Consider the following 17,890-nt stretch of genomic DNA (forward strand, 5'->3'; position numbering starts at 1 on the left):
ATTTTATCCAATAAGACATCTAATTTATACTAAGAAAATTTAACGATACACCAAAAGATAATACCCAGTAAAGCTGGTATACTTTGAACAATAAATATTCTTTTACTTACTGATAGGGCACCATAAATACCGGCAATAGCTACGCAGCCTAAAAAGAAGAGGGCGACGTTTGCCGACCATACAGTATCATCTATAAAAAACGACCAGAGTAAGCCTGCTGCCAAAAAGCCATTATATAGACCTTGGTTTGCCGCCATAGATTTGGTGGGTTCAAATAAATCTTTAGGAAAGTTTTTAAATACTTTTCTTCCTGCCGTTGTCCAGGCAAACATTTCGAACCAAAGAATGTATATATGAATGACTGCTACCAATGCGGTAATAATTTTTGCTACTATAATCATGATTCTTTAGCTATAAAACGTTCATCAACCGGCATTACAGTTCCGCAATTATCACAAGTTCTTAATTCTTTTGAGCTATAAAAATGCTTAAAGTGAGATAAGAAATCTTTTTCTATATCATGCAGGGTGAAATAGGCTTCATATAACTTGTAATTACAATTATCGCAGAACCATAAGAGACCATCGTCCACATTCATATGGTCACGTTTACGTTCTATAACCAGGCCAATAGATCCTTCTTTACGAACTGGGGAGTGTGGTACTTTAGCAGGGTGCAAATACATATCTCCAGGCCCCAATTGCATGGTGCGTTTTTTACCATCTTCTTGAATATGAACTTCTATATGACCTTCAAGCTGATAAAACAACTCTTCGGTTTCGTTGTAGTGGTAGTCTTTTCTGGCATTTGGTCCGGCAACGATCATAACGATGTAATCGCCTGCATCTTTGTATAAATTTTTATTTCCAACAGGTGGCTTTAGAGAAGCTCTGTTTTCTTCTATCCATTTGTTAAGATTAAATGGTGCTTGTATACTCATTTCTGTGATTTTTAGTGAAAGTTAAAGAAACGATCATTTCTCACCTAAAAGGTAAGCATAAAAAAAGCCTTTGGGTTACAAAGGCTTTTATAAAATATAAGTTATCTCTTTAGTTACTTCACAAATATTTGAGTATAATAATAATCTCCATTACTGCTTTGAATAATGCTAATTGCCGAGTAATTGTATTCGCCTTCTATATTTTTTTTATGCCCTGGGTTTTTCAACCAGGCAGCAAAAGCATCTTCTATAGTTTCATAGTTACGGGCCACATTTTCAGAAACAAAATCAGCATCTAATCGTTCAGAAATATATTCTGCTCGTTTACTAAAATTATCGTGACTTGTACTTTTTTTTGAAATCATATAATTGGTATGAAGGCTCGCATAGTAATAGGTAGCGTTTTCAAATTCCAATTCATTTAAACCTAAATCTGTTCTATAGTTATTTATTAGTTCAAAAAGTTCAGCTTCAATTGTGGTGTGGTTCTCAGATGAGGCTAAGGTGTATTTTGATAGTGTATATTCAGAATTCTCTTCGTAATCTGTAGAATTTTGGGTTTTGGAGCAAGAGGATAAAAGGACTAAAATTAAAGCGGAAAAGATGAAGGTGGATTTCATATGGGGAAACTATTTTTTTAGTGAGTGCCAAAAATAGTCTCGTTGATGACCGCTAGAAGTAAAACATCTATAGAGGGGATAAAATATTCGTTAAGTGACGAATAATTAACATATTAAGTATCATAACGAAAAAGCGCAATAAATTTCATCGTGATAAAGTGCTCTTTATATGATTTTTCTCACTTTATCTAACAAGGTAATATGGCAAACGGATAGTTGCTAAGCTAAACTAGAGAGCTTTTTCTTTTACCTTATAATATGTTATTGCTTATTGCTTATAAAAAAGTTGGGTAAAGTAATAGTTGCCTAAGTCATCTTTCTTTACACTTATACCTGTATGTGTAAAATCGCCTTCCATCGTTTTTTTATGGCTGCTGCTAATGTACCAACCTTCAAAAGCCTCTAAAGCAGTTTGGTAGTCTTTGGCAACATTTTCTGCAACCATTTCAACGCTTATTTCAGAATCGATATTAGATGCTCTCGAGCTAAAATTATCGTGGCTAATGCTACCTTTAGATATCATGTAGTCGGTATGAAGGTTAGCATATTTATATGCAACATCACTAAAAGCTAATGTATTGGTTTTTAGACTTAACCTGTGCGCATTAACAATATCTAGTAGGTCCTGCTCTATAGTTAAAACATTTTCAGCTTCAAGTACCGGCGTATCATCTATAGAGTCGCTAGTGCAAGAACCAAGAAAAAGTAATAAAAAGACAGGGACCGCGTAAAGCAATCTCATTTTCATATAAGTGTCTTTAAATTGTGTAGCCTTTCGGCGTAGCGCAGTAGGTAATAAAGTTAAGAGTGTTCTAAGCTCTCGTAATCGATTTGGGTTATCGATGTAGTAATATTATTGAAAAATTAAACGCAGGGCAGTAACAAAAATGCATATTCGATAAAGTGTATAAAAAGATAGATTAGCGGACCAACTGATTATATAATAATAGGTTCATCAGAAGACTCTTTTTGAAGCGCTTCATTTTGTAAGACCGTATCAAAAATTAATGCTCCGATATCTTTAATAGGTTGATAAAGAATTGATTCTTGCTTAGTCTCCTCATCTAGTAAATTAAATGTGCTGTCCATTCTATCAAAAAATATAAAAGCAGCACCAAGCAAAATAGCAACTTTTAAAGCACCGAAAATTCCCCCAGCAATTTTGTTTAATGCACCTAGCATTGCGAAGTTGGCAACTTTAGTCAGTAGTTTTCCGATTAAATTTACAATGATGATGATAAGTATCAATGTAATTATAAAGGCAATGATACTCATGTTGCGTTCATCCCAGTTTAAATGCTCAGATAAATAGTTGCCCGTTATGTATGAAAAATGGATTGCTCCGAAAATACCTGCGACAAGTGCGACAATAGATGCTATTTCCATGAATAGTCCGTTTTTATATCCCTTCCATAGACCCCATATTAAGGGTAATCCAAGTAAAATATCTAAAAGTCCCATTCGTAAAGTGTTTTAACAAATATAGAACTTTGATTTGTACCTTTGCAAGGTCTATATCATAGATGAGGCTGAAGGAAATTATATGGCTAGGGATACACAATTAAAAGAACGATGGGATTATTTGGTAGAAAAGCTTTCTGGAAAGTTTTCTGACGGTGATCCATTAGAGTTAGATGCTATTATTTATTTGGTAGGAGTTCAAGAATTAGGACAGTACCACAGAAAATATAAGAAAGACGATAAGTTGGATTTAATGCATATTGCTATCTGTCGTCTATTAGAACCTTACGGATTTTATGAGTTTAGTTTTTTCGATGAAGACGGTTGGCCGCATTATAATGTAATAGAAGAATTACCTTCTTTGAAAGCCGGAGAGCAAACGGTGCTTATGAAAGAAGCAATAGTTAGCTATTTTGTAGAAAAAGAGTTTATTCAATAAACTATGAAAGAGCCTTACTACGCTGTTATTTTTACTTCTACTAGAACAGCAGGCGATAATGGTTATGGCGAAATGGCAGATTTCATGGAGCAGTTGGCAAAAAAACAATCTGGCTATATTGGTATTGAAAGTGCCAAACAGGAAATAGGAATTACTGTAAGTTACTGGGAGAGCCTAAATGCAATTCATAATTGGAAACAGCAGGCAGACCATTTGCTAGCTCAAAAAAAAGGTATAGCAGATTGGTATGATTCTTATACGGTTCGCATTTGTTTAGTAGAACGAGAATATAGTTTTAACCGAAGCACATAATTCTTTACATCGCTTCGAAATTCGCTGCTTTGCATTAATTTTTATTTCCGCTATATTTAGAGAAATAACTTAAAGCACATGTCAAGGCAATTTATAATATCATTAGATCAGGGTACAACGAGCTCTAGGGCTTTATTAGTAGACCATGATGGTACCATTCAAGGAATGGTTCAAAAAGAATTCAAACAGATTTTTCCTAAATCAGGTTGGGTAGAACATGACCCTAAAGAAATTTTATCCTCACAGATGGCTGTTTTGAAAGAGCTTCTTGAAAAGGAAAAAGTAAAACCAAATGAGATAGTTGGGATAGGAATCACTAACCAACGGGAAACAACGGTAGTTTGGGATAAAAATACGGGAGAGCCTGTTTATAATGCCATTGTGTGGCAAGACAAACGTACGGCAGATATTTGTGAGCATTTGAAAAAAATCGGACTCACAGAGCATGTAAAGACAACTACAGGCTTGGTCATTGATTCTTATTTTTCGGGTACTAAAGTAAAGTGGATTCTCGATAATGTTGAAGGGGCAAAGAAGAAAGCTCAGGCAGGCGATTTATTGATGGGTACCATCGATACTTGGTTGGTTTGGAACATGACAAAAGACCATAACCACGTAACTGATTATACCAATGCTTCACGAACCATGATTTATGATATCGTAAATCTAAAATGGGACGATAAAATGTTGAAGGCATTAGATATACCTAAAACCATGCTGCCAGAAGTAAAACCATCTGCAGCGAATTTTGGAGATTATGAAATTGACGGAGTAAAAATTCCAATTGCAGGTATTGCGGGTGATCAACAAGCGGCATTATTTGGGCAAGCTTGTTTTAAGAAAGGATCTGCAAAAAACACCTACGGTACTGGTTGCTTTATGTTGATGAATACTGGTGAGAAACCACAATTTTCTAAAAACGGACTATTAACCACTATAGCTTACGGTATAGATGGTAAAGTTAATTATGCCTTAGAAGGTAGTATTTTTATTGCTGGTGCGGCAATACAGTGGTTGCGAGATGGTTTAGAACTTATTAAAGATGCTAAAGAAACAGAAGACTTGGCAAATTCAATAGAAGGTGAGAATCCTGTTTATGTAGTGCCGGCTTTTGCAGGTCTAGGTGCACCGTATTGGGATATGTATGCAAGAGGAGCCGTTTTCGGTTTAACTAGAGATACAGGCAAAGCCCATTTGGCAAAGGCAACATTAGAAGCACTGGCATATCAGACCAAAGATATTTTAAAGGCTATGGAAGATGATTCTGGTATTCAGCTAAAGAATTTACGGGTTGATGGTGGTGCGTGTGCAAACAATCATTTAATGCAATTTCAAGCAGATATTTTAGATTCTGAAGTACACCGACCAGAAATTATAGAATCTACTGCTATGGGTGCTGCTTTCTTAGCAGGTATTCAAGTAGGTTTTTGGCAGCAATCTGATATTGATCAAAGCCGACCAATAGACCGAATTTTTAAACCAACTTTTGACCGCGTAAAAAGAAAACGTCTGTACAAAAAATGGCAAAAAGCAGTTGAAAGATCTAAAGGTTGGGAAGAAGAGAAATAGCCTAGTAATCAATTTTACAATTTATTAATTTTATAGAGCATAGAATAGCATATAACTAACTATATCTTTGTTTACGGATGTTAGGTTTTACTTAAGTTACGACCAAGATATCCGCTTAAAAATTAAAATACATCTACTGATGAAAAATATAAAATTTACCAATTTAGAACGCCAAAAAACGATAGATAGCTTAGAATCTGAAGATTTTGATTTAGTGGTAATCGGTGGCGGAATTACCGGTGGTGGTATCGCATTAGATGCTGCATCACGTGGGTTAAAAGTAGCCTTGTTAGAAAAAGGAGATTTTGCTTCTGGTACGAGTAGTAAATCTACCAAATTGATACATGGCGGACTCCGATATTTAAAGCAATTCGATTTTTGGTTGGTGAAAGAAGTAGGGTCCGAGCGTGCAATTGTACATAAATTGGCTCCGCATTTAGTATTGCCAGAAAAGATGTTATTACCGTTAATAGAAAATGGATCTTACGGTAAATGGCTAGCATCTATTGGGCTTAAAGTATATGATATTCTAGCTCAGGTTACAGGAGATGATAAGCGAAAAATGCTAGAAAAAAAGGAAGCCTTGAAATTGGAGCCTTTATTGCCGAAAAAGATTTTGAACGGTGCCGGTTATTATGCTGAATATAGAACAGATGATGCCCGTTTAACCATTGAAAATATAAAAAGTAGTCTTTTATTTGGTGCACAGGCATTGAATTATGCTAAGGTAAATGAGTTTGTTTACTACGACGAGAAAATTGCAGGTGTTAAGGCGATAGATACGGTTACAGGAAAAGAATTCACAATCAAATCTAAATATGTAATTAGCGCCGCTGGTCCGTGGGTAGATGAATTGCGAAGCCTGAACAATTCTAAAAAAGGAAAGCAACTTCATTTAACAAAAGGGGTGCATTTAGTTTTTCCGTATGAAAAGCTGCCAGTGAAACAATCGTGTTATTTTGATATACCCGATGGCAGAATGATGTTTGCTATACCGAGAGGTAAAATAACCTATGTAGGTACAACAGATACCAACTTTAATGATAATAAAGACAATGTAAGAACAGATCTTGCAGATGCCATTTATTTGATTTCTGCGGTGAATAATATGTTTCCTGATATAAATCTAGAGTTAGAAGATATTGTTTCTTCATGGGCAGGTTTAAGACCGTTAATACATGAAGAAGGTAAGTCTGCCTCAGAATTATCAAGAAAAGATGAGATTTTTGTGTCAGATACCGGCTTAATAAGTATTGCAGGTGGTAAGCTAACAGGTTACCGTAAAATGGCAGAAAGAGTAGTGGATCGTATCGCCAAGAAAATGGAGGAGGAATATGATACCGAACTTAAAGAATGTTATACAGAGAAAATATTTCTGTGCGGTAATGTAGATTTCAAGAAGTTTAAACATGTAAAAAAATATATTGATGAGGTATATGACCAAATCAAAGAAGAAGGTTTTACAAAACACGATGCTTGGTTTTTAGTAACTAACTATGGTAAACAGACAGAGACTATTCTTGAAAATTATAAAGGTATTGTAGAAGGTGATAAATACGTACGTTTAGCTAAAGCAGAATTGGCATTCGGTATCGATTATGAAATGGTGCAAACCCCTATGGATTTCTTCATTCGAAGAACTGGTAGGTTATATTTCGATATAGAAAGTATTAGAACCTTAATGGAGCCGCTAATGACGGAGTTTCAAAGTAAGTTTAAGGTGGATGATGCTAAAATTGAAGAATGGAGAACAACCTTGAACGCAGAATTAAAAGAGCACTCAGATTTTTCATTAGAGAGACGTTAATCTAACTGATCAGTCAAATCAAGAAACACCTTTTTAGGATTTTTAATCTCATAGAGAACTTTATAAACAGCGTCAATAATTGGAGTTTTGACCTTTTTTGTAAAGTTCTCTTTGATGTTATAAGCACTTTTGGCAGCATAATATCCTTCGGCAATCATGCTCATTTCCATTTGTGCACTTTTAACGGTGTATCCTTTTCCAATCATATTACCAAACATTCTATTACGACTAAATACAGAGTATCCAGTAACCAATAAATCACCCAAATAAGCAGACTTGTTAATGTTACGGTCTATTTTGTGAATACGCTTGGTATAACGCTTCATCTCACGAATGGCATTACTCATTAATACACTCTGAAAATTATCACCATAACCCAATCCGTGGGCAATACCTGCGGCTATCGCATATATATTTTTTAGCATAGCGGCATATTCAGTGCCAATAATATCTTTACTTATGCTAGTTTTAATGTAATTACTAGATAGGTTGTTAGCTATCAATTCTGCCTTTTCAGTATCTGCGCAGGCAATAGTTAAATATGAAAGGCGCTCCATCGCTACTTCTTCCGCATGGCAAGGTCCCGTAATAACACCAATATTTTCAAAAGGTATTTCATACGTATTATGAAAATGCTCGCCAACTATCAATCCTGATTCTGGTACAATACCTTTTATGGCTGAAAAAATAATTTTATCCTTCAACGAAACCGTTAGTTTTTCCAACTCTCCCACTAAAAAAGCAGAAGGAATCGCAAAAATTAAAACATCGGCATAATTAACAGCCTCGTTAATGTCATTGGTCAAGAATAATTGCTCAGGTTTAAACTCTACCGAAGTAAGGTAATTTGGGTTATGCTTTTGAGTTTTAATATGCTCAATAGCATCGGTATTACGCATATACCAACCAATTTCTTCTTGGTTATTGGTCAACATTTTAACAATAGCCGTAGCCCAACTTCCACCACCTAAAACCGCAAATTTCGCATCATTGTTCATAGGGCAAATTTACCAATAATTTATATGCTCATAATATGATTAGTATCAGTCTTGTGTAAATTTTGGCATAAAGATTGTTTTATAGTCAACAACCTATTAAATGAAATCATATGAAAACTATAAAACTACTTACAGGGTATTTCCTTTTAGCCACATTGATGGTTTCTTGTTATACAGAAGTAATTATTGAAGATGATTTTATAGAAGAGTCCGCTTTCAATACCGATCAAGTTTTACAAAGCTATGATTTATGGTATGTAGATGTTAATGCGACCCGTGGTAATGGTGAAGTGCCTTTTTTACAAAGAGCGTTTACGGTGTCTTTTGATCGCGGAGTATTATACGCAAATAATAACATCGTTGGTATCGGTAAAACCGGTGGTGGCTATGGTATTGATGTAGGTACTTATGGTACGCTTAGAGGTACAGTAGATATTGCTCACGATATCGACGGATCTTGGTTTTTAGAAGTTTTTGCAGTAAACAATAATACAATAGAGTTGTATGATGCAAATTCAGATACCTCGTATTATTTGAAAGGATATCAGATTAATAATTTTGATTACGACACAGTATTTTATGACAACATCAATTATTTCATACAAGAATATGATGCTTGGGAGAAAATCTATACCAGTGAAGCCGGAGCGTTGAATGACTTTGATAATGAGAATTACGTACAGTTTTTACCAAGATATTTTAGGTCTTCTTTAAATGCGCCTAACTCTAGTATTTCAAATTTACGATGGGATTTTGAAGGTGATTACCAGGTGTATGATGTACAAGGTGATAATTCGTTAAAAACACTGACGTTAGACTATGACTTTATGGGCGATGATTACTTTGAGTTATATGTAATTAATGATAGTACTATAGAATTATACCACCCAGATAGCGGTACAACATATGAATTTAGAGGCAGAGGATACCAAGAGTATTTGAAGTCTAGTAAAGGTACAGAAAGTAAGAAAAGAGTTAAATCTTCTAACCCTACTATGAAAGTAGAGCGAAAGAAGGCAAAATAGTTTTTAAGTTGATTGTCTCAAGAATGCCTTATTCGATAAGATTAGGGCATTTTTTATGCTTCAGATTTTACGTCTTCCATAATAACAGCATCAATCTCAATTTGCTTATTTGTATGAAGAACCGATATATCGCCTGTAGTTTCAAAAATGACAGCTTTCACTTGCGACAGTTGTAAAACATTTGCTTCACGAAGTTTTCCCATTAAATCTGCCTGACTTACCAATGCTTTGTTTAAGTTCTCTTTCAAGATTATACCGTTTTTCATTAGAAGAATAGGCGTATTGGTTATTATTTTTTGTGCGGCATCAGATGATGATAACAATTTGGCGAATAAAGCTTGTAGACCAGCAAGTAATGCTATAGAAACCATTGCGGGCATTAAACTTGATTCAGGTGTGTTTACGGCATCGGCTAGAATAGAACCCATAGCAATGGTAACTGCAAAATCAAAACTTGTCATTTTAGCGAATGTTCTTTTGCCTGTTACACGTGTAATGAACATCATGTATAAATAGATAAAAACCGCAGCTACACATATTTGCAAAACGGTTTTTAGTGAAAGCGGGTCAAAAATTTCCATAGTTAAGTTTTAGAAGTTATACCTGGTCCTTTTGAAGGGTGAATTCAGGTTAAAAATATACTCCTCTAAAAATAACAGTATCTCGTTTTAAATGTTTCCTCTATTACTTAGAGTTCTAGTTCATTTAATCACGCTGCAATCTCTTTTTAAATGCTGATGGATTTTCTCCCGTAACTTTCTTAAAGGTCCTGTTGAAGTAAGAGAGGCTTTCAAATCCGCATTCAAAACATGTTTCGCTTACATTCTTGCCAGTAAGCAATAAACGTTTAGATTGACTAATGCGATATTGATTTAAAAACTCTATAAAAGTACTACCCGTAGCTTTTTTAAAATAGCGACAAAAAGCAGGCTTGGTTAAATTACAGAATTTAGCGACCTCATCAACCGATATTTTACCTTGGTAGCGTTCATCGATCAAGGCATAAATATCACGAATTCTACTTTGCTCCTTTTTACTGTATTTATTCTTATAAGGTTTCTTGTGTAGCAATTCAAACTCATTACTTTGAGATAGCCTTTTAAGAATATTCATGATTGTCATAAAATATTCAAAAGGTTTTAGGGTGTGAAGTTCCTTTAACAATTCACCTACCACTTTTTTAGTTTCCCCGTGAAAAGCGATTCCGTATCTCGATAGATCCAATAATCTATTTAAGTTTTTCAATTCTGGAATAGGGTCTACAAATTCACTCTTGAAAGAAGGTTTAATGTGTAAGACTTCTTCACGGTACGTTGTTTTTACACCGTAGTCAAAATTTAGGTGTGGTATGTTAGAACCTATAAGAACCAAATCGGTTTCTTGGTATTCAGAAATATGATCACCAACATGTCTTGTTCCGTTAGCACCTTCAATATAAACGATTTCATATTCGGGGTGAAAATGCCAATAAAAGAGATGGCTCAGCTTTGGGTCGTGCAGTAAACGAAACGGACTATTAGTTGCCGGTTCAATAGTTTCTAACTCAATTTTCATAAGCTAAATGTAACAAAATTGCGCATAATTTTGGTCCGTTGGTGTTTTTTAATCAATATAGTTCAAATTGTGGTTAATATTACGGTAGTTCAAGTTGCTAACGCTCAGTAGTTTTATAAAACATTTCAACCTTAAATTTTTATACGATGCAACAGACAAACAACAAAGTTGAGCAAGGTAATAAAGCGCATAAAGATATGCCAGGTAACCCGTCAACGGCAACAAGCAGTAAACAAAAATTAAACGATCGATCCAATGGTAAATCACTTCGTGTTCTCAGCGAAGAAGATTGGGAATTCTGGACAGAAAACGGGTATATCGTAATAAAGAATGCTGTATCTCTAGAGCAAGCAAAAACAACAGCAGATTTTCTATGGGAGTTTGATGAAAAGAGTCCCACAGATTCTTCAACATGGTATGCACCACCAAGAGCAGAAATGCAAATGAAAGAATTGACAGGAACAGGCATGGTTGAAGTGTACAACAACCAACATTTATGGAACAATAGACAAACGCAAAGAGTATATGATGCCTTTGTAGATGTGTGGGGAACAGAAAAACTATGGGTAACTATTGATCGTGCAAATTTAAATTTTCCATTGCCTGCTGGAGTAGATAAAAAAGGATTTATACATTGGGATTATGATCCGGAAACAAAACCCCAAAACGTTCAAGGAGTATTGGCATTGGCTGATCAAGATGATGAGAATATGGGAGGCTTTCAATGTATACCATGGTTGTACCGTAATTACGATTTTTGGAAATTGACACAGCCAGAAGACAGAGACCATTTTCAACCTTCATTAGATGGTTTAGAAGATAAAATTGTAAAAGTGAAAATGAAGGCTGGCGATTTATTAATTTTTAATAGTACAGAGCCACACGGTATTCGACCAAATAAATCAAAAGATAAAGTTCGAATAGCGCAGTATATTTCAATGATGCCTGCTGAGCCTGAAAATGAAGAAATGCGTAATTGGAGAGTTAATTCTTGGAAGAACAAAATCGCGCCAGACGGATATGCATTTCCGGGGGATCCGCGTAAATGGGAACAAACCAAATATGATACTGCTAAATTATCACCGTTAGGAGAGAAATTATTGGGATTAAAAGCCTGGTAAACAGATAATTTGGTATTATTCTGTTCGTTAGTGGCGAGGCCGGTAAATAAGACTTATTTTTGCGCCCTTAAAATCATCGAGCATGCAGAAGTACCTCAATATATTCGATTTCAATCAGAAAGTAGATTATAAAAATGAAATTTTAGCGGGATTAACGGTTGCAATGACAATGATTCCAGAATCATTGATGTTTGCTATTCTTGCAGGATTTTCACCATTAGTAGGTCTGTACGGTGCCTTTATCATGGGGTTGGTTACAGCAATTTTCGGGGGAAGACCTGGGTTGATTTCTGGTGGAGCAGGAGCGACCGTAGTTGTATTAATGGCGTTAATGAACTCTCACGGTTTAGAATATGTTTTTGCAGCAGTGGCTTTAGCAGGTGTTTTTCAATTGATTGTAGGTTTTTTAAAGCTTGGTAAATTTATTCGCTTAGTGCCTCAGCCAGTAATGTTTGGGTTTGTAAACGGTTTGGCTATAATTATTTTTATGGCACAAATGGATCAGTTTAAAATAGGTGTAGGTGATGCTGCAGTTTGGTTAACAGGTTCTACATTATATACAATGGTAGGATTGGTACTGTTCACCATTGCAATAATTGTTTTTGTTCCCAAACTTACGAAAGCAGTTCCGGCTTCATTAATAGGAATCATTGTAGTATTTCTAGTAGTATATTTTCTAAAAATAGAAACGAAACAAGTAGTAGATATCATTAATCAAGATACGTTGCCAGGTGAAGCGTTGAAGTCGCTTAGTGGGTCGTTACCTTCTTTTCATATACCAACTATTCCCTTTACGTTAGAAGCCTTTAAAATTATTTTGCCTTACGGTTTAATAATGGCAGCTGTCGGACTTACAGAAGGCTTACTTACCTTGAATTTGGTAGATGAGATTACCAATACAAAAGGTAATAGTAACAGAGAATGTTTGGCACAAGGTGGCGCAAACATATTAAACGGTTTCTTTGGTGGTATGGGTGGTTGTCCAATGATTGCACAAACCTTAGTTAACCTATCGGCTGGTTCGAGAGCTCGACTATCGGGTATAATTGCAGCCTTAACCATTTTGTTAATTATATTGTTTGGAGCACCGGTAATAGAATTGGTGCCTATAGCTGCCTTGGTGGGTGTTATGGTCATGGTTGCCGTTGGTACGTTTGAGTGGGCAAGCTTTAAGGCTTTAAGAAGAATGCCAAGATCAGATATTTTTGTGATGATATTGGTTACTTTGATCACAGTAGTTTTACACAATTTAGCATTGGCGGTATTGATTGGTGTAATAATTTCAGCCTTGGTTTTTGCTTGGGAAAGTGCCAAGAGAATTAGAGCTAGAAAGTATGTGGATGATTACGGAGTAAAGCACTATGAAATCTACGGACCATTATTCTTTGGTTCTACAACGCTTTTCAATGAAAAATTTGATGTGCAAGGTGATCCAAGCGAAGTTATTATCGACTTCAAAGAAAGTCGTGTTTCTGATATGAGTGGTATAGAAGCTTTGAACAAGATTACGGAACGCTACGCCCAGGTTGGTAAAAAGGTTCATTTACGTCATTTAAGTAACGACTGTATACGCTTATTGGCAGCTGCAGATGACATTATAGATGTCAATGTTATGGAAGATCCTACTTATAAGGTCATGGTAGACAAGCCTCTTTCTAAGTCAAAAGATGATGATCCAGAAACTAAGAATCCTTTTAAGTTGTGGGGTTTATAACAGCTTTTATTTTAGGCGTTATAATGATGCAAAAGTGTATATAGCATAGAAGATTCCTAAGACTATAGCTATAGAAATAATATAGATTCCTATTTCTTGTAGGCTGTCTTTTTTAGCTTGTGCTTTAATTTTATCGCGTATAATTTTATACTCAACATCGGTGAGTTCTTTAAAGTGTAATTTGGTTTCTTGAGAGTAGTCTAAATAATCTTTACGCAAATCTCTAAAGCTTCTACTTTTTTTAAGTAGCGCTCTATTTGCCTTTATTACTTTCATTGGTTGTCCGCCGTATCCCATCGTCATTTCTTTCTTATATGTAGTAAAAATGACCGTTTTGTTACATGAAATTTAATTATTCTTAGTTTTTGAGCAATTCTTTTATACATTTAGTGATTTTAATACAAGTTTTATTTTTCTCTTTTTAGAAGAGATTTTTTTTAGATTAGAGCATTATAAATATGAAGAATAAGGTCAGTTTGCTTATCGCAATTTTTGGAATAGTTTTTATAAATAATTGTAAGGTGGAAGAGTCAAAAAATGAAGAGGTGTTGTTTGTAGGAACGTATACCGATAATGGTAGCGAGGGTATATATAGATTCAATTTAAACTTTGACACTGGCGAATTAACAAACAAGAAATTAGCTGCGACAATTAAGAATCCCTCTTATATAGCTTTCTCCCCAGATAAGAATTCATTGTATGCCGTAAACGAGATAGATGATTATAAAAAGGAAGATGGTTCAATAACTACATTTAGAATAAAAGATACCACACTTGTCGAGATAGATGTAAAATCTACTTATGGTGCCAACCCATGTTTTGTAGGTGTTAGTGATGATGGTAAATTAGTTGCAGTAGCAAATTATACGGGAGGTAATGTAGCGGTTTTTAATGCTTTGGAAAATGGAAATCTTAAGCCATCTCCACAAGTTATTGATCATAAGGTTTTAGACACTACGAGAAAAGCCCATGCGCATATGTCTTCTTTCTTAAATGGAGAATTAATTGTGTCTGATTTAGGTTTAGACCGAATTAAAAAATATACACCGTCTGATGGCAATTTTATTACAAGCAAACAAAAAGAATTGGTAGTTGCCGAGGGTGCTGGTCCTAGACATTTTGTAACATCAGAGAATGAAGAATTTCTTTACGTAATCAATGAATTAAACTCTACTATAACCATGTTTCAAAAAGAAGATGGTAAGTATTATGGTAAGAAAACCTATGATACAGTAGCATCAGATTTTGAAGGAGAAAGCTATTGTGCAGATCTTCACTTATCACCAGATGGTAAATTTCTTTATGGTACAAATAGAGGGGAGAATACTGTAGTGATATTTAAAGTAGACCAAACTACGGGAAAATTAGAATTGGTAGGTAGATCGTCTGTAAAGGGCGATTGGCCAAGAAACTTCACTATAGACCCTACAGGTAAATATATACTGGTAGCAAATCAACGCAGCAACAATATTGTTGTTTTTAATAGAGATGCAGAAAATGGCACTCTAAGTTTTGTAAGCCAGGTTGATTTGCCTAGTCCAGTATGTTTAAAATTCTATTAATTTGATTTGATAATCTGTAATAGATCATTTTTAGGTACTACACCAGATTGTCTCCACACCTGCTTTCCGTCTTTAAAAAGAATCATAGTAGGTACACCTCTAACTTGGTATTGAGATGCTAATGTTTGATTTTTATCTACGTCTATTTTTACGACTTTAATAGCGTCGCCTAAATCTCCTTTTACATCTTTTAAAATAGGAGCTAGCGTTTTACATGGTCCACACCAGTCAGCAAAAAAGTCTACTAAAACCGGAGTGTCCCCTTTTATGATATCAGAAAATGATGATTTCATATCTCTTGTTTTATAAATTAATACTAATTTTTAGCTAATGTTAAGTTAGCAAATTCCTGTTGATGGATCACAACTATCGCCTGTAGCAATTATTTTTAGAGGAGCTACTTGTTGAAAAGCCTCTAAAAATGCAGCAGGTGGTTGGGCACCGCTAATTCCGAATTTATCATTGATGATAAAGAAAGGTACACTGTTAATACCGCGTTGCTGATAATGTGCAATTTCTTGTTTTACAGCATATGCTATAGCATCGTCATTTAAAATGTTTTCTGTTTTTTCTGCCGACCAGTCATATTCAGCCATAATAGCACTCAAAACATCAACCTCGTTCAAATGTAGATTCTCATCAAAATACGCTTTCATTAAGCGTTCTTTAAGAGCATCTTTAAATCCTTCTTCACCAGCAACGTGTAACAGTTGGTGTAATGGTAGCGTATTTACTGCTAACCATTCGTTACCGAAGTTGAAGTTAATGCCCTCTTCTTTTCCGCTCTCTTCTAAACGTTTGGTCATTTCTAGAGGTCCGTCAACACTACCGAATTTATTGGTTAGATAAGTATCTCTATCCAAACCCTCCTTTGGTATGTTCGGGTCTAATTGAAATGGGTGCCATTCAATTTCTATTTCAGCGCCATCCCATTCTTTTATCGCTTTTTCTAATCTTTTCTTCCCAACATAACACCATGGGCAAGCAACATCAGAAACTATATCTATTTTTATTTTATCGTTTTGCATATATCAATTATTTAATATGTATTTGGTCGTAAAAAGTAGTGAAAACATACTTTTAAAAGCGACCATCAAAAATGAACTAAAAAAGAAAACCCTTTCATGAACATGAAAGGGTTTTCGGTATTAGGTTGGCGTTTAACTTTATAGCGTACGTAAGTATTCTGCTAAGTTACGAGCATCCTCTTCGTTTAAATTCTGATTAAGCATAATTGCATTGTTGTATTCTTTCAATAATGCTTTTGCAATAGGATCTTCTTTCAACATTTTATCAGGATTGATAATCATGTTCATTACCCATTCTGGGCTTCTACGTTCGTAAACACCTTTTAATGCAGGGCCGATCATACGTTGCTCTGCCATATGGCAAGCAGTACAAATTGCCTGAAATTTTTCTTTACCTGCAGCAGCCATTTCTTCATTTACTGCTTCATCAAAAGTAACGCTGGTTATAGGACCAACACCTTTGTTGTCTAAATCAACTGGCACGCCTTCACTTGCCGTTTCTTTTTTAACTTCTTTTTTGGTTCTGTTCATTTCAAAACCTTCCTTTTTCTCTTCCTTCTTTTCCCCACAACTAATAATCATGGTGCTAAGAGCTAATAAAGTGAATAATTTGCGCATACGTTACTATCTTTTAAGTGTTGTCTGTAAATTGAGCGACTAATATATGAATTTTTGCGGGTCGAAGTATGTTTTAATACGTATCGAGTTAAGTTTTTAACTAATAACTTTAAGTAAATAACAATTTATACAACCGATTTTGTATTTGTTCAAAACCCTAGGTAATATTTTCTAAAAACTCTAATGTACGCCTTTCGGTATAGGTGAAGTTGTCGCTACCGTAGAAGCCGACATGACCACCATATTTAGGCATTTCTAGAAAAAGGTTGCTGTGATGTTTCGCAATTTCTATAGGGTAGCATTCAGATCCTAAAAAAGAATCGTTCAGTGCGTTTATTATTAACGTGGGTACTTTGATATGGTCTAAGAATTGAAGACTGCTGCTTTTTGCGTAATAGTCCATCGCATCTTTAAAACCGTGCGCTCTACTGGTATACAGGTCATCAAAATCTTTAAGAGTTTTGATGTTTTCTATTTCGTTATCTGAAATCAAATCAGGAAACAATTGTTGTTTCTGTTTTAATTTTTCAATGAGGTTACCTTTAAATCTCTTGGCATATAGTGCGTTTTTAAACTGAAGTAGTTGGTGTAGTGAATCTGCTAATTGGCAAGGCACCGAAATAGCAACTGCTCCTTTAATTTCATTAGCTCTCTCTCGTTTTTCACCTAAGTATTTAAGAAGCAGATTTCCGCCAAGACTAAAGCCGTGTAGGTAAATATTTTGGTATTTATCTAATTGTAAAACATGTTCAATAACAGCATGTAAATCTTCGGTTGCTCCAGAATGGTAAGAGCGAAACAATTTGTTGGCAGTACCACTGCATCCCCTAAGGTTTATGGCGCAAATATCATATCCAGATTGTGTTAAAGCTTTAGCGCTACCTTGAATGTATGCACGTTTTGAACTTCCTTCGAGACCATGTATTATAATGACCAATTTTTTGGATGTAGATGAAGCGTAGCTCCAGTCCGTATCTAAAAAATCAGAATCAGGTAAAGTAATACGAACTCGTATTTGATCTAAGTCTTCTACTTTTCTAACTAATCCAGAATATATGGTAGATAGGTGTCCGCTCTTAAAAAATAGAGGCGGATTATATGTAGAGTTAACTAAAGGCATTT

The 17,890-nt window shown here is 35.1% G+C and carries 21 protein-coding genes; 8 read left to right on the forward strand and 13 right to left on the reverse strand.

Translation table 11 applies throughout. The features are described 5' to 3' along the window. Positions 1–29: 29 nt before the first annotated feature. The 5 genes from ACJJVT_RS17550 to ACJJVT_RS17570 form a co-directional block, all read right to left on the reverse strand. Positions 30–401: a DUF1304 domain-containing protein gene (locus ACJJVT_RS17550; RefSeq protein WP_405400432.1), complete on the reverse strand. Its 372-nt coding sequence runs from the start codon at positions 399–401 to the stop codon at positions 30–32. Continuing rightward, positions 398–940, reverse strand: coding sequence for a 3-hydroxyanthranilate 3,4-dioxygenase (locus ACJJVT_RS17555; protein WP_405400433.1), 543 nt, complete (start codon positions 938–940; stop codon positions 398–400). The genes ACJJVT_RS17550 and ACJJVT_RS17555 overlap by 4 nt, the downstream gene beginning before the upstream one ends. 113 nt (positions 941–1,053) lie before the next feature. Continuing rightward, positions 1,054–1,560: a CAP domain-containing protein gene (locus ACJJVT_RS17560; protein WP_405400434.1), complete on the reverse strand. Its 507-nt coding sequence runs from the start codon at positions 1,558–1,560 to the stop codon at positions 1,054–1,056. A 268-nt stretch (positions 1,561–1,828) separates the two neighbouring features. Then, positions 1,829–2,308 (reverse strand): CAP domain-containing protein, encoded by a 480-nt coding sequence (locus ACJJVT_RS17565; RefSeq protein WP_405400435.1) that lies wholly within the window; start codon positions 2,306–2,308, stop codon positions 1,829–1,831. 188 nt (positions 2,309–2,496) lie between these two features. Further along, a complete protein-coding gene (locus ACJJVT_RS17570) occupies positions 2,497–3,021 on the reverse strand; it encodes a CvpA family protein (protein WP_324024960.1) in 525 nt (174 codons plus the stop codon). An 82-nt stretch (positions 3,022–3,103) separates the two neighbouring features. Between ACJJVT_RS17570 and ACJJVT_RS17575 the strand changes: the two genes are divergently transcribed. The 4 genes from ACJJVT_RS17575 (at position 3,104) to ACJJVT_RS17590 (ending at position 7,148) form a co-directional block, all read left to right on the forward strand. Further along, positions 3,104–3,460 (forward strand): hypothetical protein, encoded by a 357-nt coding sequence (locus ACJJVT_RS17575; RefSeq protein ID WP_405400437.1) that lies wholly within the window; start codon positions 3,104–3,106, stop codon positions 3,458–3,460. Positions 3,461–3,463: 3 nt separating this feature from the next. Beyond that, a complete protein-coding gene (locus tag ACJJVT_RS17580; RefSeq protein ID WP_405400439.1) occupies positions 3,464–3,772 on the forward strand; it encodes an antibiotic biosynthesis monooxygenase family protein in 309 nt (102 codons plus the stop codon). A 78-nt stretch (positions 3,773–3,850) separates the two neighbouring features. After that, the gene (gene glpK, locus ACJJVT_RS17585) at positions 3,851–5,341 is read left to right on the forward strand and encodes a glycerol kinase GlpK (RefSeq protein WP_405400442.1); all 1,491 of its coding nucleotides are present in this window, start codon (positions 3,851–3,853) and stop codon (positions 5,339–5,341) included. A gap of 139 nt (positions 5,342–5,480) precedes the next feature. After that, a complete protein-coding gene (locus ACJJVT_RS17590) occupies positions 5,481–7,148 on the forward strand; it encodes a glycerol-3-phosphate dehydrogenase/oxidase (protein ID WP_405400443.1) in 1,668 nt (555 codons plus the stop codon). On the opposite strand, the gene ACJJVT_RS17595 is transcribed toward ACJJVT_RS17590, so the two are convergent. Then, entirely contained in the window at positions 7,145–8,146 is a 1,002-nt protein-coding gene (locus ACJJVT_RS17595) for an NAD(P)H-dependent glycerol-3-phosphate dehydrogenase (protein WP_405400444.1), read from the reverse strand. The two genes, ACJJVT_RS17590 and ACJJVT_RS17595, sit on opposite strands and share 4 nt — an antisense overlap. Before the next feature lie 110 nt (positions 8,147–8,256). Here ACJJVT_RS17595 and ACJJVT_RS17600 point away from each other — a divergent pair, with 110 nt between their 5' ends. Next, a complete protein-coding gene (locus ACJJVT_RS17600; RefSeq protein WP_405400446.1) occupies positions 8,257–9,171 on the forward strand; it encodes a nicotinic acid mononucleotide adenyltransferase in 915 nt (304 codons plus the stop codon). A 53-nt stretch (positions 9,172–9,224) separates the two neighbouring features. On the opposite strand, the gene ACJJVT_RS17605 is transcribed toward ACJJVT_RS17600, so the two are convergent. Both ACJJVT_RS17605 and ACJJVT_RS17610 read right to left on the reverse strand, forming a co-directional pair. Next, a complete protein-coding gene (locus ACJJVT_RS17605; protein WP_405400447.1) occupies positions 9,225–9,752 on the reverse strand; it encodes a DUF421 domain-containing protein in 528 nt (175 codons plus the stop codon). A 124-nt stretch (positions 9,753–9,876) separates the two neighbouring features. Further along, on the reverse strand, positions 9,877–10,725 hold the full coding sequence (locus ACJJVT_RS17610) for a helix-turn-helix domain-containing protein (RefSeq protein ID WP_405400450.1): 849 nt from the start codon (positions 10,723–10,725) through the stop codon (positions 9,877–9,879). A 146-nt stretch (positions 10,726–10,871) separates the two neighbouring features. Here ACJJVT_RS17610 and ACJJVT_RS17615 point away from each other — a divergent pair, with 146 nt between their 5' ends. Further along, on the forward strand, positions 10,872–11,846 hold the full coding sequence (locus tag ACJJVT_RS17615; protein WP_405400451.1) for a phytanoyl-CoA dioxygenase family protein: 975 nt from the start codon (positions 10,872–10,874) through the stop codon (positions 11,844–11,846). An 82-nt stretch (positions 11,847–11,928) separates the two neighbouring features. Next, entirely contained in the window at positions 11,929–13,560 is a 1,632-nt protein-coding gene (locus ACJJVT_RS17620; protein ID WP_405400452.1) for a SulP family inorganic anion transporter, read from the forward strand. Positions 13,561–13,578: 18 nt separating this feature from the next. Here ACJJVT_RS17620 and ACJJVT_RS17625 read toward each other — a convergent pair whose 3' ends face one another. Beyond that, positions 13,579–13,857 carry a hypothetical protein gene (locus ACJJVT_RS17625; protein ID WP_405400453.1) on the reverse strand — a complete coding sequence of 93 codons (279 nt, stop codon included), beginning with the start codon at positions 13,855–13,857 and terminating at the stop codon, positions 13,579–13,581. 224 nt (positions 13,858–14,081) lie between these two features. Between ACJJVT_RS17625 and ACJJVT_RS17630 the strand changes: the two genes are divergently transcribed. After that, positions 14,082–15,122 (forward strand): lactonase family protein, encoded by a 1,041-nt coding sequence (locus ACJJVT_RS17630; RefSeq protein ID WP_405400454.1) that lies wholly within the window; start codon positions 14,082–14,084, stop codon positions 15,120–15,122. Here the strand turns inward: ACJJVT_RS17630 and trxA are convergent. From trxA to ACJJVT_RS17650, 4 genes are all read right to left on the reverse strand, one after another. Beyond that, the gene (trxA, locus tag ACJJVT_RS17635; protein WP_276493382.1) at positions 15,119–15,415 is read right to left on the reverse strand and encodes a thioredoxin; all 297 of its coding nucleotides are present in this window, start codon (positions 15,413–15,415) and stop codon (positions 15,119–15,121) included. The genes ACJJVT_RS17630 and trxA overlap by 4 nt on opposite strands. A gap of 45 nt (positions 15,416–15,460) precedes the next feature. Continuing rightward, positions 15,461–16,150, reverse strand: a complete 690-nt coding sequence (locus ACJJVT_RS17640) for a DsbA family protein (RefSeq protein WP_405400455.1) — start codon at positions 16,148–16,150, stop codon at positions 15,461–15,463. A 138-nt stretch (positions 16,151–16,288) separates the two neighbouring features. Continuing rightward, on the reverse strand, positions 16,289–16,768 hold the full coding sequence (locus tag ACJJVT_RS17645; RefSeq protein WP_405400457.1) for a c-type cytochrome: 480 nt from the start codon (positions 16,766–16,768) through the stop codon (positions 16,289–16,291). Between the two features lie 157 nt (positions 16,769–16,925). Further along, the gene (locus ACJJVT_RS17650; RefSeq protein WP_405400458.1) at positions 16,926–17,888 is read right to left on the reverse strand and encodes a YheT family hydrolase; all 963 of its coding nucleotides are present in this window, start codon (positions 17,886–17,888) and stop codon (positions 16,926–16,928) included. Between the last annotated feature and the right edge of the window lie 2 nt (positions 17,889–17,890).

It is taken from the genome of Maribacter sp. Asnod2-G09 (genome assembly GCF_045063795.1).
Classification (GTDB): Bacteria; Bacteroidota; Bacteroidia; order Flavobacteriales; family Flavobacteriaceae; genus Maribacter.

Bases quoted from the DNA above. Each gene is read 5' to 3' on its own strand.
- ACJJVT_RS17580 (WP_405400439.1), top strand. From the start codon at position 3,464: ATGAAAGAGCCTTACTACGCTGTTATTTTTACTTCTACTAGAACAGCA.
- ACJJVT_RS17650 (WP_405400458.1), bottom strand. From the start codon at position 17,888: ATGCCTTTAGTTAACTCTACATATAATCCGCCTCTATTTTTTAAGAGC.
- ACJJVT_RS17615 (WP_405400451.1), top strand. From the start codon at position 10,872: ATGCAACAGACAAACAACAAAGTTGAGCAAGGTAATAAAGCGCATAAA.
- ACJJVT_RS17645 (WP_405400457.1), bottom strand. From the start codon at position 16,768: ATGCGCAAATTATTCACTTTATTAGCTCTTAGCACCATGATTATTAGT.
- ACJJVT_RS17570 (WP_324024960.1), bottom strand. From the start codon at position 3,021: ATGGGACTTTTAGATATTTTACTTGGATTACCCTTAATATGGGGTCTA.
- ACJJVT_RS17625 (WP_405400453.1), bottom strand. From the start codon at position 13,857: ATGGGATACGGCGGACAACCAATGAAAGTAATAAAGGCAAATAGAGCG.
- ACJJVT_RS17560 (WP_405400434.1), bottom strand. From the start codon at position 1,560: ATGAAATCCACCTTCATCTTTTCCGCTTTAATTTTAGTCCTTTTATCC.
- ACJJVT_RS17595 (WP_405400444.1), bottom strand. From the start codon at position 8,146: ATGAACAATGATGCGAAATTTGCGGTTTTAGGTGGTGGAAGTTGGGCT.
- ACJJVT_RS17640 (WP_405400455.1), bottom strand. From the start codon at position 16,150: ATGCAAAACGATAAAATAAAAATAGATATAGTTTCTGATGTTGCTTGC.
- ACJJVT_RS17555 (WP_405400433.1), bottom strand. From the start codon at position 940: ATGAGTATACAAGCACCATTTAATCTTAACAAATGGATAGAAGAAAAC.
- trxA (WP_276493382.1), bottom strand. From the start codon at position 15,415: ATGAAATCATCATTTTCTGATATCATAAAAGGGGACACTCCGGTTTTA.
- ACJJVT_RS17610 (WP_405400450.1), bottom strand. From the start codon at position 10,725: ATGAAAATTGAGTTAGAAACTATTGAACCGGCAACTAATAGTCCGTTT.
- ACJJVT_RS17550 (WP_405400432.1), bottom strand. From the start codon at position 401: ATGATTATAGTAGCAAAAATTATTACCGCATTGGTAGCAGTCATTCAT.
- ACJJVT_RS17575 (WP_405400437.1), top strand. From the start codon at position 3,104: ATGGCTAGGGATACACAATTAAAAGAACGATGGGATTATTTGGTAGAA.
- ACJJVT_RS17565 (WP_405400435.1), bottom strand. From the start codon at position 2,308: ATGAAAATGAGATTGCTTTACGCGGTCCCTGTCTTTTTATTACTTTTT.
- ACJJVT_RS17620 (WP_405400452.1), top strand. From the start codon at position 11,929: ATGCAGAAGTACCTCAATATATTCGATTTCAATCAGAAAGTAGATTAT.
- ACJJVT_RS17590 (WP_405400443.1), top strand. From the start codon at position 5,481: ATGAAAAATATAAAATTTACCAATTTAGAACGCCAAAAAACGATAGAT.
- ACJJVT_RS17605 (WP_405400447.1), bottom strand. From the start codon at position 9,752: ATGGAAATTTTTGACCCGCTTTCACTAAAAACCGTTTTGCAAATATGT.
- ACJJVT_RS17600 (WP_405400446.1), top strand. From the start codon at position 8,257: ATGAAAACTATAAAACTACTTACAGGGTATTTCCTTTTAGCCACATTG.
- glpK (WP_405400442.1), top strand. From the start codon at position 3,851: ATGTCAAGGCAATTTATAATATCATTAGATCAGGGTACAACGAGCTCT.